The 14,980-nt window shown below is 56.8% G+C and carries 11 protein-coding genes; 3 read left to right on the plus strand and 8 right to left on the minus strand.

The annotated features are described in order from the left end of the window. Positions 1-113: 113 nt before the first annotated feature. The 6 genes from EKD05_RS02400 to EKD05_RS02425 form a co-directional block, all read right to left on the minus strand. Positions 114-1,601 carry an ABC transporter substrate-binding protein gene (locus EKD05_RS02400; protein ID WP_205703843.1) on the minus strand — a complete coding sequence of 496 codons (1,488 nt, stop codon included), beginning with the start codon at positions 1,599-1,601 and terminating at the stop codon, positions 114-116. A gap of 298 nt (positions 1,602-1,899) precedes the next feature. Next, the gene (locus EKD05_RS02405; protein ID WP_205703844.1) at positions 1,900-2,913 is read right to left on the minus strand and encodes a LacI family DNA-binding transcriptional regulator; all 1,014 of its coding nucleotides are present in this window, start codon (positions 2,911-2,913) and stop codon (positions 1,900-1,902) included. 198 nt (positions 2,914-3,111) lie between these two features. Continuing rightward, entirely contained in the window at positions 3,112-4,422 is a 1,311-nt protein-coding gene (locus tag EKD05_RS02410; protein WP_129670708.1) for a hemolysin family protein, read from the minus strand. Positions 4,423-4,509: 87 nt separating this feature from the next. Next, positions 4,510-5,262 (minus strand): triose-phosphate isomerase, encoded by a 753-nt coding sequence (gene tpiA / locus EKD05_RS02415; RefSeq protein WP_129670709.1) that lies wholly within the window; start codon positions 5,260-5,262, stop codon positions 4,510-4,512. 47 nt (positions 5,263-5,309) lie between these two features. Continuing rightward, positions 5,310-5,942, minus strand: a complete 633-nt coding sequence (locus tag EKD05_RS02420) for a peptidase M50 (RefSeq protein WP_240695590.1) — start codon at positions 5,940-5,942, stop codon at positions 5,310-5,312. 128 nt (positions 5,943-6,070) lie between these two features. Further along, positions 6,071-7,951, minus strand: a complete 1,881-nt coding sequence (locus EKD05_RS02425; protein ID WP_129670710.1) for a TolB family protein — start codon at positions 7,949-7,951, stop codon at positions 6,071-6,073. Between the two features lie 354 nt (positions 7,952-8,305). Between EKD05_RS02425 and EKD05_RS02430 the strand changes: the two genes are divergently transcribed. Next, entirely contained in the window at positions 8,306-9,397 is a 1,092-nt protein-coding gene (locus EKD05_RS02430; protein ID WP_129670711.1) for an AI-2E family transporter, read from the plus strand. Between the two features lie 98 nt (positions 9,398-9,495). Here the strand turns inward: EKD05_RS02430 and EKD05_RS02435 are convergent, their stop codons facing one another. Both EKD05_RS02435 and secG read right to left on the minus strand, forming a co-directional pair. Further along, the gene (locus EKD05_RS02435) at positions 9,496-11,151 is read right to left on the minus strand and encodes a peptide ABC transporter substrate-binding protein (protein WP_129670712.1); all 1,656 of its coding nucleotides are present in this window, start codon (positions 11,149-11,151) and stop codon (positions 9,496-9,498) included. A gap of 4 nt (positions 11,152-11,155) precedes the next feature. After that, positions 11,156-11,371, minus strand: a complete 216-nt coding sequence (secG, locus tag EKD05_RS02440; RefSeq protein ID WP_129670713.1) for a preprotein translocase subunit SecG — start codon at positions 11,369-11,371, stop codon at positions 11,156-11,158. A 121-nt stretch (positions 11,372-11,492) separates the two neighbouring features. Between secG and EKD05_RS02445 the strand changes: the two genes are divergently transcribed. After that, positions 11,493-12,650: an FAD-binding oxidoreductase gene (locus EKD05_RS02445; RefSeq protein ID WP_129670714.1), complete on the plus strand. Its 1,158-nt coding sequence runs from the start codon at positions 11,493-11,495 to the stop codon at positions 12,648-12,650. A 140-nt stretch (positions 12,651-12,790) separates the two neighbouring features. Further along, positions 12,791-14,977: a fused MFS/spermidine synthase gene (locus tag EKD05_RS02450; RefSeq protein ID WP_129670715.1), complete on the plus strand. Its 2,187-nt coding sequence runs from the start codon at positions 12,791-12,793 to the stop codon at positions 14,975-14,977. Positions 14,978-14,980: the final 3 nt, after the last annotated feature.

A 14,980-nucleotide genomic window follows, 5' to 3' on the forward strand; every position in this document is an offset into this window, starting at 1 on the left:
AGCGACGCTCCATTGCGTTACATGGGAAGGGCTGTCGCCCTCCAATCTCCTGCCGAGAGGCTGTGAACCTCACCGTGGATGGCAGGGTGGTACCTGCCATCCACGCCAACCTCTTAACGCGGCCAGGCCGCGTCGATTTCGCGCATGGCGGTGTCGAGATCAACGGTGCCAGCAACGAAGTCGGTCATGCCGGTCCAGAACGAGCCAGCCCCAACCTGACCAGGCATCAGGTCAGAGGCATCGAAGCGCAGGCTGGTCGCGTTGAGGATGATTTCACCCACACCACGCTCGATGTCGTTGGCGTACCAGCTCAGGTCTGAGTCATTGTGGGGCGAAATTGCGCCACCGCTCTGGAGCCAGTTCTGCAGCGAGGCCCCACTCGAGAAGTAGGACATCACAGCGCGAACTTCGGGGCGGTCGGTGAACATCGCCATCAGGTCACCAGCTACCAGCACTGGCTCGCCATAGGCTGGGTCAATGCCGGGCAGGTAGAAGAAGTCGAAGTCAACGCCAGCCTCAGCCGTGCTCGGGAAGAAACTGGTGATGAAGTTGCCCTGCTTGTGCAGCCAGCATCCCGGAGGATTCTGGAACATGGGCAGCGGGGCATCACCGAAGCCGGTGGTGACAATCGAAGCGCGGCCACCATAGACATACTCGTCGTTGAACCAGATCTCGCCCATCTTCTCGGCGGCAGCCTTGACCTCAGGCGAATCAAAGAGCAGATCACCACTAACCCAACGATCATAGTTTTCCAGCGAGGTGGTGCGGAGCATGATCTCTTCCATCCAGTCGGTGGCGGGCCAGCCGGTTGCTGTCCCCGACTCAATGCCAACACACCAGGCCGGATCGCCATCAGCCGCGATCTCGTCGGTCAGCGCCAGCAACTCGTCCCACGTCGTTGGAACCGTGTACCCGGCAGCCTCAAATTGGGCTTTTGGATACCAGACTAGGCTCTTGCCATTCACACGCTGCCAGATTCCAGCGGTAATCGGCCCGCTGGGGCTCTCCATGGTTGCCATATCAAGCCAGCTCTGGTTGTAGTTCTGGCTCAACCAGTCAGCACTGACAAACTGACCAACGTCAATGACCTTGCCGTCACGCACAAAGTTGGCGAGCAAGCCGGGCTGCGGGAAGTCGGCGATGTCAGGTGGGTTGCCACCGTCAACGCGGATCGAGATGCTGGTCTCGAACTCTTTCGAGCCTTCGTACTGAATATCAATCCCGGTCAGTTCCTCAAACTCGCTAATCGCATTGTTGAAGTTGACTGCGTCCTGATCGGTGAAGGGGCCGGTCATGGTGACCGATGTTCCACTGTATTCACCAGCAAATGCAGCAGCGAGTTCTTCGCTGATGCCAGCGGCGCGCTCGGCGAGCGCGGCGGTCGCCGATTCACTCGTAGCGGGCGCTTCAGTTGCGGCGGGCGCTTCAGTTGCGGCGGGCGCAGCCGTGGCCGCTTCAGTTGGCGCTGGTTGCGCTACTTCTTCGGTCGGAGCGGGTTCGGCCGGTGGGACAGTTGGCGTAACAGCCTGTCCACCGCCACAGGCGGCGATCATTGCCGTGAACAGTGCGATGAGCACAAAAAGCGAGAATTTGCGAAGCATAGATTCCTTCCTTCATTGGTACGGATGGCCCACATTGCCATGACAGAGCATGCGTGATCGGTGCATCTGGTGATCGAAACCACCTCCTTTCTGAAACATTGCACATCGTGTGCGTCGCTTGTTCATCGTTTGTCCATTACTCAGGGTGAGCTATAGCACTCCTATCTGGGTTATCAACAGGAGTGCCGGTTTTAGCCGGCTAAAGCCGGTACTCCTCAGTTACACATCGTCAAGGAGGGCTATATGTCTGGCTTGCTAATGCATCATACGAACAGCATTTCGTTGTTGCACGACGTCTTCATCTGGCGATGCGTCGTGTGGTACCACGGGCAATTAATTCAATGGGCAGATACTCGCGTTCAAGCTTGGCCGACGGGTTCGCCATCCGTTTCAGCAATAACTCGACGCCGCGCTCGCCACTTTCGAAGAGCAACTGACGAATTGTCGTCAACCCCAGATACTCGGCTACATCAATGTCATCAAAGCCGATGACGGAAAGCTGGTCAGGTACCGCAAGATCGAGATCCCGCGCTGCTTCGAGCACCCCCATAGCCTGGGTATCACTGGCAGCAAAAAGAGCAGTGGGTGGTTCAGAGAGTTCCAGCAAGTCACGGGCAAGCACGCGCGCCTCGTAGCGTCCGTGCAGGCCGTGGCGTTGATAGTCGTCACGAGGTGGAATCCCTGCCGATACCAAGGCTTGCTGATAGCCCTCCAGCCGATGACGGCTACTGGTAAAGTTAAAACTCATTGCATCAGCAATCAGATCACCGATAAAACCAATGCGTCGATGGCCCAGGGCAATCAGGTACTCGGTAGCCAGCGTTCCCCCCGCCACATCATCAATGGTTACCCCTGGCAAACTATCGGCATAGGCGTCGATCAAGACTACTGGGAGGCCCGTTTCTTGGAGGGCAAGAACCTCTTCGGGTTGGGGGGCCAGCGAGATAATCAACAACCCATCGGCGCGTTGGCTGCGTGGTACATCACGTAGGCAGTTATCACGGCGCGCTGGCGTCTCGACATTGAACACAACCAGGGCGTAGCCACCGCTTGCCAGGGCTGCCTCGATGCCACGTAAACGCTCGACCACCGAAGGGCGTGTAAAAAATGGAGCAATGGTCGCAACCGTCAGGGTTTTGCCAAGTGCGAAGCTACGCGCAATCTGGCTGGGGTTATAGCGCAGTTCAGCAATGACATCAAGCACACGCTGGCGGGTTGCATGGCTTACGAGTGGGCTATTGTTGATCACCCGTGAAACCGTACCAAGCCCAACCCCAGCAACGCGTGCAACATCGCGAATAGTGGCAGCCATGACACCCCCGGCCAATCGTGTCATCAATGACAGAATGAACCAGTTCCATAATTGGAACTGGTTCCAGTATAACACGCTTCTTGTGGCTGTCAAGCGTTGTTACCGTGCTTGCTTGTGCTCGCGCGCAGGTTCATTTTGGGAAATATAGCGCAGACAATACAATGATCATTGAGATGATCAGGAGGCTTCGCACCAGAGCTACGCTGCGTCTTGAAGCTCCTTGCTGATCAAGACCTTGTCGATCCGCAAGCCATCCATGTCAACCACTTCGAAGCGCCATTCGTCCCACGTGACATAATTGCCAGTCTTTGGCAACTGACCGAGCAGGGCGATCACAAGGCCCGCCAGTGTATCGTAGCGAAACGTCGCTTCGCCAGGCAGTTCTTCGACATCGAGCAAGGTCTTGACTTCATCAATCACCAGACCGCCATCAACCAGCCACGAGCCATCTTCACGGCGGACGATCGGTTCCTCCGAAGCTTCATCGAATTCATCATCGATTTCACCAACGATCTCTTCGAGTACATCTTCGAGGGTTACGACGCCTTCAATGCCGCCCAGTTCACTCACAACGACAGCCATATGGCGGCGATTTTTGCGAAAGGTTGCGAGCAAGACCGTGGCCAGACTATTTTCGGAGACATAGAGCGGTGGGGCGATGACTTCACGTACCTGTGATGCTTCACCCTTTCGACGATAGAGCATCAGCAGGTCACGGACATGCACGAGACCAACGACCTGATCAGGTGTTTCTTCATACACGGGAAAGCGTGAGTAGCCACTTTCCAGCAACTCATCCAGGACGTCACCGAGCAACGCATCGGCCTCGACCATTTCGACATCGCGTCGCGGGGTCATAATATGGCGTACTTCGCAGTCACTAAACTTGAAGATGCTCTCGATAAAGAGTTGCTCTTGCAAGGCAACTTCACCATCCTCAGCGCCTTCACGCACCAACGCTTTGATATCTTCCTCGGTGACACGTTCTTCGGGGGCATTGCGAAGTCCAAAAATCATGAGGATAATGCGTGCGATCAGGTTGATGCCACCCACGACAGGTGTACTGACCCGCGCAAAGAAAGTAATCGGGCGTGCCATCAACAGCGCGTAGCGCTCGGTCTTGATCTCGGCGAGCCGCTGCGGGATCAACTCCCCAAAAATGAGCGTCAAGAGCAGCGCACTTGCGACGACAAGCCCAGTCGCTACCAACGGGATGGTTGTTTCATCAAGTGGTGACCAGGGGTAGACCAGGGGTAGCGCGAGGGTTGCGATCGTGGTGGCACTGAACGCACCGATGAGGATCCCCACGGTTGCGATGCCCACCCGTACAGCCGGAAGAAACCGTTCGGGTTCATCTTGCAACTTCAAGACAAGGTTGGCTGCCTCATCGCCATCTTCGTCGAGTTCCTCAAGGCGAACCCGACTTGCCGAGAGAATCGCCCATTCTGCACCGACCAGGAGCCCGCGAGCAAGAATGAAACCAACTAGCAATGCGACCTCAACGGTCATACCACCTTGCCCTCCGGGGGAACGTTTGGAGAGACACCTGTCTCTCCAAACACAGTCGGGTACGGTTCACGCACCCGGTTCAGGGCGCTACTGATACTTCACAATTCGCAGAAAACTGCTGGCGGTCAAGGCAGCCCCACCAACGAGGGCTCCATCAATATCAGCCTGGGACATCAACACATCAATATTATCAGGCTTGACGCTTCCGCCGTACTGAATCCGTACGCCACTGGCCGTTTCACCGCCAAATTGATCCGCGAGCATCGCCCGAATCGCAGCATGCATGGCCTGGGCATCCTCGGGGGTTGCGGTATCACCGGTGCCAATCGCCCAGACGGGCTCATAGGCGACGATGCATTTTGCCATTTCAGTTGGCGTGAGCCCCGCCAGGCTGCCCTGAATCTGACTCCCGACCACAGTTTCGGCTTGCCCGGCGTCACGTTCGGTTTTGGTCTCACCGACACACACAATGGGCGTCAACCCGGCGGTCAGTGCAGCGCGCAGTTTGCGACTCACACTCGCATCAGTTTCGCCAAAATACTGACGGCGCTCGCTGTGCCCCAGGATGACATACTGACACCCCACGTCAACCAGCATACCAGGTGCAATTTCGCCGGTGTAGGCTCCCTGCGTTTCATGATAGACATTTTGTGCGCCAAGGCCGAGGCGGGTACCCACCAGCAGCGGACGCAGCGCATAGAGTGCCGTAAAGGGCGGACAGATCACCACCTCACGACCCTCTAGGCTACTTACCTCGGCCAGCAGAGCTTTGACCAGTTCTACGGCCTCGCCCACCGTCTTGAACATCTTCCAGTTACCAGCAATGATCGGAGTACGCATACCAATCCTTTGTCCACTTGCTGACGACAGCCCAGTGCTGTCGCTCGTTAGACCCGAATCCCGAAGGTTAAGAGCAGGGCTATCCCGACGGTTACTGCAAAGACGCGCCAATCCCAGGCGAGTACTTTGGCCCCATCAAAGGGGCCAGCAGGAATCATATTGAAGAGGCCGAGCCAGGCATTGATGCCATAGCCAATGCGAGCGAGATCGAGCAGGCGCACGCCAAAAATGGCATCACCTGGGGTAGCAACCATGCTCATCAGCAAAAAACCAACGGCAAGCACGAGGTTGGTCACCGGCCCGGCGAGGGCAATCAAACCGCCCTGTCGCGGGGTCAAATAGCCGCGATGCCAGACAGCCCCCGGTGCTGCAATGAAAATGCCGAGAAAGGCCACGCCTATCGAGATCAAGAGCCATCCATTATGCGCCACAAAATGGGCCTGGGCCCCAAAATTGCGTGCCACCACGCGATGGGCGAGTTCGTGTAGCAAAAAGCCAATGCCACAGGTGAGGGCGGCAATTGTCAGGACATAAAAAAACTGACTATTAAAAACCTGCCCCCGCATGATATAAATCGCAAAAGCCAGCGAGGTGCCAGCCCAAGCTTTGAGCAGTTCAAGGTTGTCATTGCGCCCGTGCATACTCATCTCATCGGGCGGCCCGGCAAAAATATCACGCACACATCACTCCTACATTGCTAAGAACGTGCTTGCATTGTAGCATATTGTGTGTAGGATGTGCTTCTTCCGACGCCAAAACGCCAGCATTGCTGGCGTTTTGGCGTCGGAAGGCAGAACGTCTCGTGAGGTTATTGCGCCCAGAGCGGCCAGCGATTCTGCGCCCCATTCGCGGTGAGGCGTGCCAGGTTCTGGCCATCAACCCCGATGGTGTAGATCTCATAGTTGCCGGTGCGGTCACTTGCAAAGGCGAGGGTACGACTATCGGCCGACCAGGTTGGTGCTTCGTTGTTCCCTGGCTCGGCAAAGATGCGCGTGCGCCCAAACACAAGATCATAGAGCGCCAGTTGCCAGCGTCCCTCTTGTTTGATCGAGTAGGCCAGGGTACGACCATCAGGTGAGAGCCGGACGTACCGATTGTCAGTACGATTGTCGGTGAGCCGTCGGGCATTCACGAGGTTGGCAAAGACGTAATCCTGCCCATCGTTTATATAATTGAGTTCGGCTTGATAGAGGTCAAAGGTGCCGGCGCAGTTGGCCGTCCAGTAGATCCGCCGTCCATCAGGTGACCACGAAGGTGTTTCGTTGACACATCCATCACCGGTCAGTTGCACCGGATTATTGCCACTGATTGGTGCGAGCATCAACTCTTGGCTGCCGTTGCCCATCCGATCCGAGACAAAGACCAGCTTGGTTCCATCGGGTGACGCTGCAGCGTTGTAGTCATTCGCTGTATTGTTGGGCAGATACCCTGGGAAGGGGCCGGGCATAGGCCAGCCTTGGCCGTCGCTGTAGCTGAGCCGTCTGACCCGAGCATTCCAGGCGTTGTCGCCATCATAGACGGTCACGATATCGAATTCATAGAGTTGACGGAACCCGGTGCCTGCACGTCGCGAGTCGCCAAGCAGGCTTTGCTGGCCGGGATCCCAGCTGCGGCGCCACGAGAAGGCCACCGTTTCGTGGTCGTTAAAAGTGATCCGCTGGCTTTGCCCATTGCCATCGTAACGATAGACTTCCCAGTGGCTACCGGTGTCAACATTCGACGCATAGACCAGGATCTCGCGTGGTTCTGGCGAGACCCAGGGCGTACCAAGGTCGGGATAGCGCCACTGGAAGTAGTGCTGGCCAACGTTGCCCATTTCGACTTTGTACCCAGCCGGGTTGGTGGGCACATAGGTCAGCACACGCCGCTCGAAGAGTTGCACCAGGACATTTTGTTCAACGGCGCCGATCTGGGCGCGTGTCCAGTAGGCATCCGTAATCGGCAAGCCCATCGCAAAGAGCCAGTCAACCACGGGGCCGCGTACGATGCGCCCATCAATGACGATCGGACCTTGCTGGCCCATAAAATCCCAGAAGATCCGGGGAATATTGTGACCGGTGACGCTGTTGTACTGCACGATCTCGGTTTCGGGAAGGGCCAGGTCGGGGCGTTGGCCCAGGTTGCCCGCCCGGTCAATGGTCAGGCTGATCCGGTCACCAATGCGCTGTGGGTCACGATAGCCATTGTCAATCGTCGCGACACCAGCAAACGAGCCATAGCCTGGCGAGGTCGGGTTGGCGTTGCGCGGATTGCCCGCAACGGGCACATCACTTGGCCCACGCATATCAACATCATACGGGTCATCGCCACGCTGCAACCGACCACTGACCAGTTCTTTGACCAGCAGGCCATTGGTGACACCCTGGGCAGGGCCGCCAAAATCACTGGGGTTGTTCAGTTCCATTCGGGCTTTGTCAAAATACTGCACGGTTCTGAGCCCGTTCGCGCCCTGGCGATAAAATTCGGCATAGTCGAACCATGGCTCTGGCCCCCAATACCATGTTCGCCCTGAACGTACCGCTTCGCTGTCCGTTCGTGTCCAAACCTGCTCGAACCGCGGATCGGCGAAGCGTGTCCTCCCGCCATCAAACGGCGCTGCCCCGATCGGCACAGCGGCGAAGAGCAACCCAACGATCAAAGGAGCCGTCAGCAGGGCCATCATACGTTGCGTCAATCGTCTCGTATTCATGGTCTCCTCCTTGTAGCTACATGCGCACAAGCTGCGCTTGCGATCTTGCGATGGGGATACCCATCGCATCCTCACCCGAAAAGCTTCTTGTGTGTCATGCACAAGATCAGGGTTTGGGGCCTGTGTCTCCTCCGCGTATCCCCGCAGGTGCTTATCCAGGCGTCTTGTTTGTAGTATAGGGCTTGACCTGTGCAAACTGAATGAAGGTTGGTTTTACAAGGGCTTGTACAGACCTGAACATGCGCTGAAGAAGGTATCAGGTTCTAGCCAGCCATGGGAGCAATGGTATAATACCCATGAACTTCGTTTTCTATTGGCGTAAACTGCATAAGCGCATAGCTCAAGGATCACGGTATGGCCTTCAAACTGGATCTACGTGCCTGGTTTGCCATTGTCGCGTTGGGGCCAACCATTTATGTCGCAATTCAGATTCTTCCCATTTTGCGGAATCTGCTGACCCTTACGATTGTTGCGGCGCTGCTGACGCTCTTGATCAATCCTGTTGCTGATCGGCTTGAGCGTCGCGGCTTCTCACGAGGGTTTACGGCGGGGGCGACCCTTGGTGGGGTGATTGCCATCCTTGCGGCCCTGGTGCTGATGTTGCTGCCGATCCTGTTTGAGAGTCTGCGCCTTCTTTCAGGGGCGTTGACGCGGCTGGCCAATGATCTGCCAGCCCAACTGGAAGCCACTTTTGGTCTCTCTGAGTTTGGGGCCTTTGGTGAACGCCTGATTGGTGATGCGGCGGCGGCGATTCAGTGGGGGCTTGGGCAAATTGGGGGAACAGTGGGGCAGGTGGGCGCGTTGGGCTTTGCCGCTTTTGTGCTCTTTGTCGTTGTTTTTACGCTGGTCAGTAGCAAAACCAGTGCCGTCTGGGTCATGCGGCTCTTTCTACCAGTACGCTATCACCAGCGGACGACCCAGTTGACGCATGCAGTCAGTCACGGGCTATCACGCTGGTTTCTGGCCCAATTGGCGATTTGTGGCTACTACACGATTGCCTATACGATTACGAATCTGATTCTTGGGGTACCTTATGGGGTGCAGATCGCAGTAGTGAGCGGGTTGCTCGAGTTTATTCCCTATCTGGGTGGCATTGTTGGGATGATCCTCGGTGCACTCGCGGCGGCAACGGTCAGTCCAACGCTCGCGGTGCTAACCTTGATCGTGAATGTGATCATCGGAGCGATCGCGGTCTATGTGGTGGCCCCCTATGCCTTCTCGAAAGCGGTGGAAGTTCCGGTCGCTTTGATTTTGCTAGGCCTCTTTATTGGCGGTCAAATCGGTGGTTTCTTTGCGGCCTTGCTGACCGTGCCAATCATTACGGCAGGTATGGTCATTTTGCGTGAATTGCGCCCCGATCTTCGCCCGAAATCTTCCCCAACTGAGCCATCGTCCGATGTCACCGTTGTGCCGGTTGGCCAACCGCGTGATCTACCAGGTAATTAATACCAGTTTAACTTGCAGATTGCTGCGCATGGCTTTCCAATGCGTTTTGGCGGTACTGCCTGTGCGGATTGCTCAAATCCAATTGGTATAAAACGTGGCTAGCGCAGATCGCCCTGGATTTCACGGTAGCTGTCGGTATACCACCGGATCACGGTACGATAACGATCTTCGGTGCCGAAGAGTTGGCGACTGACGGCGCTATCAGGGTCGTCAAGCCCTGAGCCGCCTAACTGAGTCTCAGTGGTAAAACGATAGAGGGGTTGATAGAGCGTGATGGCCGGCACCAGTTCGATCCAGCGTTGCTGAAACGTGACATAATCAGCAATACGGGCGGCTAGCTCTTGCTCGGTGCGTGCCCGCCGCAGGAGGATATCAATCTCGCGGTTTTCGAGCCCGGTCACATTCAGTTCACTGCTCGAATGCCAGAGCAGATAAGGATCGGGATCAGGTCCAAGCCGTGCCCAGCTATGGAGCGCAAGCGTGAAATCGCCTGCGCGCAGTTGCCGTTGGAGGGTTGCGCTCTCTAGCTCAACCACTTCAATCGTCAATCCCAATTCGGCCCATTGACGCGCCACTTCATTGGCGGCCATAATGCGGCGCGGTTCGCTGTCAACTAGCAGACTCGCCGTCACAGGAACATTATTATCCGTCAGCAGGCCCTGGTCATTGAGTGCATACCCGAGTTCACGGAGCATTGTTGCCGCACGTGCAGGATCGGCGTCGTACCAGGTGAGTTCGGGCGCGGCCGCCCATGATCCGTTCAAGATGGGTGTATCGAGTCGCACAACACTGCTGTTGAGGGCCTCTTCAATCAGGAGATCTTTGTCGAGGCCATGGGCAAGCGCTTGCCGAAAGCCGATATCATTAAAGGGGTAGGTACGAAGATTAAAGCTGAGTACCGTATAATCATCGAGCGGAACGACATTGCTGCGGAGGTTGCTTGCCGACATAACGCCTGGTTGCTCAGGGTCGATCCGCTCGCCGTATGCAGTCACCGTACCGCGCGACAGCGCTGCCTGGGCTGCGGCAGGGGCGGCAAGAAAGCGCAGTTCAATCCGGTCGAGGTAGGGGCGCCCGGTAGCATAAGCCTCATTTGCCTCGAGCAAAGCGTGCTCTTCATTGAGTTCGATCAGCCGATACGGCCCGCTGCCGACGAGTTGTTCAGCAAAAGCCGAACTTGCCCACTGGTCAGGGGGTAGGCCAAAGAGCAAGTGGGCTGGGAGGATCGGCACGCGGGCAAAACTCAAAAACGAGGCGAGCGGTTCAACAAGGGTAACTCGCACCGTATAATCGTCAAGGCGATCAACCAGCAATGAACGCCACACCTCGGCCACCCCTGGTTCACCTGGCTCTTCGAGGATCTGCAGGGTACGCAGAGTAAAGACCACATCATCAGCGGTGACTGGCTGCCCATCGTGCCAGGTGGCATTGCGTTGGAGCCTGAAGAGATAGGTTGTTCCCGTGGGATCAAGCTCATAGGACGCGAGGCCTGGTTCGAGCAGACCATCGGCCCCAATCCGTACCAGACTATCAAAAATCAGCGCAATGAGGTCACGGCCTACGGGATCAGTCAGTGGATTGTTGAGCAGCGGAATGGGCAGTTGGGGGCTGCCTACTACTGCCTCGATATGCGCCCCTCCCTCGAGGGGACTTGCCACCGAGGTGGTCGTGAGGGCAAGCCGCCCGAGGAGGCCCGTCACAAGCAGAATGCTCAGGGTCGCAATAACGAGTTGCCAGCGAATGCGACGCGCCATAGCTTTAGAAGATCGGTAGGCTGGTGATCAGCGCGAGCATCAAAAAGACGACACTCAACACAATCGTAGCCTGATGCATGGTCTTCTCTAGCCCGCGACGGGTGCGATAGATCGAACTCGTATCGCGATTGGCCATCCCAAGCGAGCGTGCCTGCAACACAACCAGCGTAATAAGCACGGCGCTGACGATAATCATGGAAAAATAGAGCGCAAGCTCCACGTTTCTTTTCTCCATACTAGACGACGAAGCAAACTTTTCTTAGTATACCACATGCACCGTGTATAATATTTCAGCGGGTGAGTCCTGCATATGTGTCCTGGGAAAGGCGGGGTGTGACACCATGGCAAGAGGTGCGCAGGTTGTAATCATTGGTGCCGGGGTGATCGGGTCGAGCATTGCCTATCATCTGGCAATACGGGGCTGTACTGATGTGTTGATCCTGGAGAAAGAGGAAGCGGAAATTAGTGGCAGTACTGCCCGTTCGGCGGCGGGGGTGCGGCATCAGTTTTCGAATACGACCAATATTTTGCTCTCGCGCCATAGTATTGAGAAGTTACGCGTTTTTGATGAAGAGGTGGGCGGCCATGCCGAGTTGCATCAGGTTGGGTATCTCTTCCTCGTCAATGATCCGGTTACCTGGCAAGAGTATCAACGCAATGTTGCCCTGCAGCGTGAGCTTGGTGTCCGCGTTGAGCTTCTGACCCCTGATGAGGCAGCCCGGTTTGTGCCACGGATGCGTACTGACGATCTGCTCGGGGCGACGTTTGGCCTTGATGATGGCTATTGCGATCCATACGGGATTGCTCTCGGCTACTTGCGGGCGGCCCAGCGCCTGGGGGTACGGTTGCAACGTGCGACTCAGGTGACGGGTTTTGACTGCGTCGCCGGGCGCGTTGCTGCGGTACAGACGAATCAAGGCCCGGTTGCCTGTGATACTGTCGTCAATGCGGCTGGTCCCTGGGCCGGTGAGGTAGCGGCACGCGCTGGCCTCGATGTACCGGTGCGCCCCTATCGACGCAATATCTATATGACGACGCCCTTCCCGCAGATTCCTGGGCCTATTCCGCTGACCATTGACGTTGGCTCTGGTTTCTATATGCGCCACGAGGGTGCCGGGATCTTGATGGGCAAATCGAATCTCGATGAGCCGAGTAGCTTTAATCAGACCGTTGACTGGGACTGGCTTGATCATGTGCTCGAAGTCGGTCTGGCTCGCTTCCCCCTTCTTGAAGAGGCTGGCCTGGCTGAAAGCCAGTGCTGGGCGGGCCTCTATGAAATTACCCCTGATCATAATCCGATCCTCGGCTATCATCCCGATCTGCAAGGCTATCTTGATGCCAGTGGCTTTAGCGGGCATGGCATTATGCATGCGCCGGCTACCGGGATGCTGATTGCTGAGGAGATTCTTGATGGACGAGCACAGACGATCAACATTGATGAGTTGCGGATTAATCGTTTTCGCGATGGTGCAGCACAGATTGAACGCAATGTGATTTGACGTTGTTATCAGGCTGTATGGGGGCACTGCCCCCATACAGCCTGAATGTTAGGGTGCCAGCATACGTGCAATTCCTGGTGGCCGCAGGCCCCCAAACCCCCAGCCAGAGGCGTACGTTCGGTTGGCGAGGAGTAGCCTGGATGCGCGTGGTCTATACTATTACGATTTTTGTTAGCGCGTTGCTGCTGTTTCTGCTTCAGCCGATGTTCGCCCGGATGATTTTGCCTCTGCTTGGCGGTACGCCAGCCGTCTGGAATACCGCGATGGTCTTTTATCAGAGCATGTTGCTTGTCGGCTATGCCTATGCGCATGTGACGATCCGTTGGCTCGGGGCACGCCGTCAGGCAATGGTGCATTTGGTGGTGATGTTGTTGCCTCTGGTGACACTGCCGATTACCGTTCCTGCCGGTTGGTTGCCGCCCACCGAGGCAAATCCAGCGTTCTGGGTGCTGGCGCTGCTGACGGTTGCGGTTGGCTTGCCCTATTTTGTTGTGTCGACGAGCAGCCCCCTTGTGCAGGCCTGGTTTGCCGCCGCTGGCCCTCGGGTGGGCAATCCTTATACCCTCTATGCTGCCAGCAACCTCGGCAGTATGCTGGCTTTGCTCGGTTACCCCGTGCTGCTTGAGCCATATGTCCGCCTCGATCAACAGAGTTTGCTCTGGTCGCTTGGGTATGGCCTGCTCGTCTTGCTTGCCCTCGCCTGTGCTCTGGTGCTCTGGCGGTTACCGATTGTTGCGCCCTTGTCGGGTGATCTTGCCACGCCCCCGGTTGAGCAGGCGCCAACCTGGCGGCAACGTGGACGCTGGGTCTTGCTTGCAACTGTGCCTTCGAGTCTGCTCTTGAGTCTGACGACCTATGTGACGACCGATCTGGCGGCGATCCCGTTGCTTTGGGTCTGGCCGTTAGCGCTCTATCTCTTGACCTTTACCCTGGTGTTTGCCGCTCGCCCACCTCTTCCGCACTGGCTGATGGTGCGGGCGATGCCAATTCTTGTCGTGCCCCTTTTTGTGACGATTATTGCGCAGGCGACGCAGCCTTTTGGTCTCTTGCTGGCGCTGCACCTCGGGGTCTTTTTTGTGGTTGCGATGGTCTGCCATGGCGAACTAGCCGCAGATCGCCCGGCCCCGCGTTACCTGACTGAATTTTATCTTCTGATGTCGGTTGGTGGGGCGCTTGGGGGCATCTTCAATGCACTCATCGCACCGACGATTTTTGTGACCATTCTAGAGTACCCGCTGGCGCTGATCCTGGCGGCCCTGTTGTTGCCGGTGATCACGGGTGAGACTACGGCGATGATTCCGCGCCAGCAACGTCTCAACGATGTAGCGATACCGCTTGGCCTTGGGCTGCTTACGGCTATCTTGATCATCGCTGGTCAGCGGGTTGGCATCGTTGGTTCAACCGGATTGATGGTAATGCTTGGTCTTCCCGCGTTGATTGGTTTCAGTTTCTCGCGGCGTCCCCTCCGCTTTGGGCTTGGGTTGCTTGCCCTGCTTGTGGCAGGCGCTCTCTTCAATCCTGGCAACGGCGACCAGATCTATGCCCAGCGTACCTTCTTTGGGGTTCACCGGGTGCTGTTAGAGCCAGGGGGGGGCTACCGTGTGCTGGTGCATGGCAATACCAAACATGGGTTGCAAAGTCTCGATCCAGCACGTCAGACCGAGCCATTGAGCTACTATACAACGAGTGGCCCGCTTGGGCAGATTTTTGCGGAACGGCAGGATCGGTCTGATCTGCGGGTTGGCGGGGTAGGCATGGGAACCGCCTCGATGGCCTGTTATGCGCGGCCCGGGCAGACCTGGACTTTTTACGAGATCGATCCAGAAGTGATTGCCATTGCCCGTGACACCGATCTTTTCACCTTTCTCAGCAGATGTTTGCCCGATGCTCTGATTGTCCCTGGTGACGCTCGGCTCTCGCTCCAGCAGACCGACCGCATCTATGATCTGCTGGTACTTGATGCCTATTCATCTGATGCGATTCCGATCCATTTGATCACCCGTGAAGCCCTGCAACTCTACCGTGACCGGCTTGCGGACGGTGGCTTGCTGGCGTTTCACATCTCGAATCGCTTCTTTGATCTCGAACCGGTGCTCGCCAGGCTTGCCGATGATGCCGGGATGATTGCCATGATACGCCACGATCTAGCGGTGACGCCCGAGCAGGATGCAGCGGGATACTGGACATCGAGTTGGGCCGTGCTAGCCGACTCCGAGGCTGACCTTGGTCACCTGCGCGATGATCCGCGTTGGCGGCGTGCGGTTTTCTCGCCGCAGACCCCTCTTTGGACCGACGATTTTGCCAGTGTGCTCAGTGTGCTGAAGTAGCCT

This window comes from Candidatus Chloroploca sp. Khr17 (assembly GCF_004138165.1).
GTDB lineage: Bacteria > Chloroflexota > Chloroflexia > Chloroflexales > Chloroflexaceae > Chloroploca.

Coding starts and splice junctions, on each gene's coding strand:
- EKD05_RS02425 (WP_129670710.1), bottom strand. CDS start 7,951: ATGAATACGAGACGATTGACGCAACGTATGATGGCCCTGCTGACGGCT.
- EKD05_RS02445 (WP_129670714.1), top strand. CDS start 11,493: ATGGCAAGAGGTGCGCAGGTTGTAATCATTGGTGCCGGGGTGATCGGG.
- EKD05_RS02430 (WP_129670711.1), top strand. CDS start 8,306: ATGGCCTTCAAACTGGATCTACGTGCCTGGTTTGCCATTGTCGCGTTG.
- tpiA (WP_129670709.1), bottom strand. CDS start 5,262: ATGCGTACTCCGATCATTGCTGGTAACTGGAAGATGTTCAAGACGGTG.
- EKD05_RS02400 (WP_205703843.1), bottom strand. CDS start 1,601: ATGCTTCGCAAATTCTCGCTTTTTGTGCTCATCGCACTGTTCACGGCA.
- EKD05_RS02405 (WP_205703844.1), bottom strand. CDS start 2,913: ATGGCTGCCACTATTCGCGATGTTGCACGCGTTGCTGGGGTTGGGCTT.
- EKD05_RS02410 (WP_129670708.1), bottom strand. CDS start 4,422: ATGACCGTTGAGGTCGCATTGCTAGTTGGTTTCATTCTTGCTCGCGGG.
- EKD05_RS02450 (WP_129670715.1), top strand. CDS start 12,791: ATGCGCGTGGTCTATACTATTACGATTTTTGTTAGCGCGTTGCTGCTG.
- EKD05_RS02435 (WP_129670712.1), bottom strand. CDS start 11,151: ATGGCGCGTCGCATTCGCTGGCAACTCGTTATTGCGACCCTGAGCATT.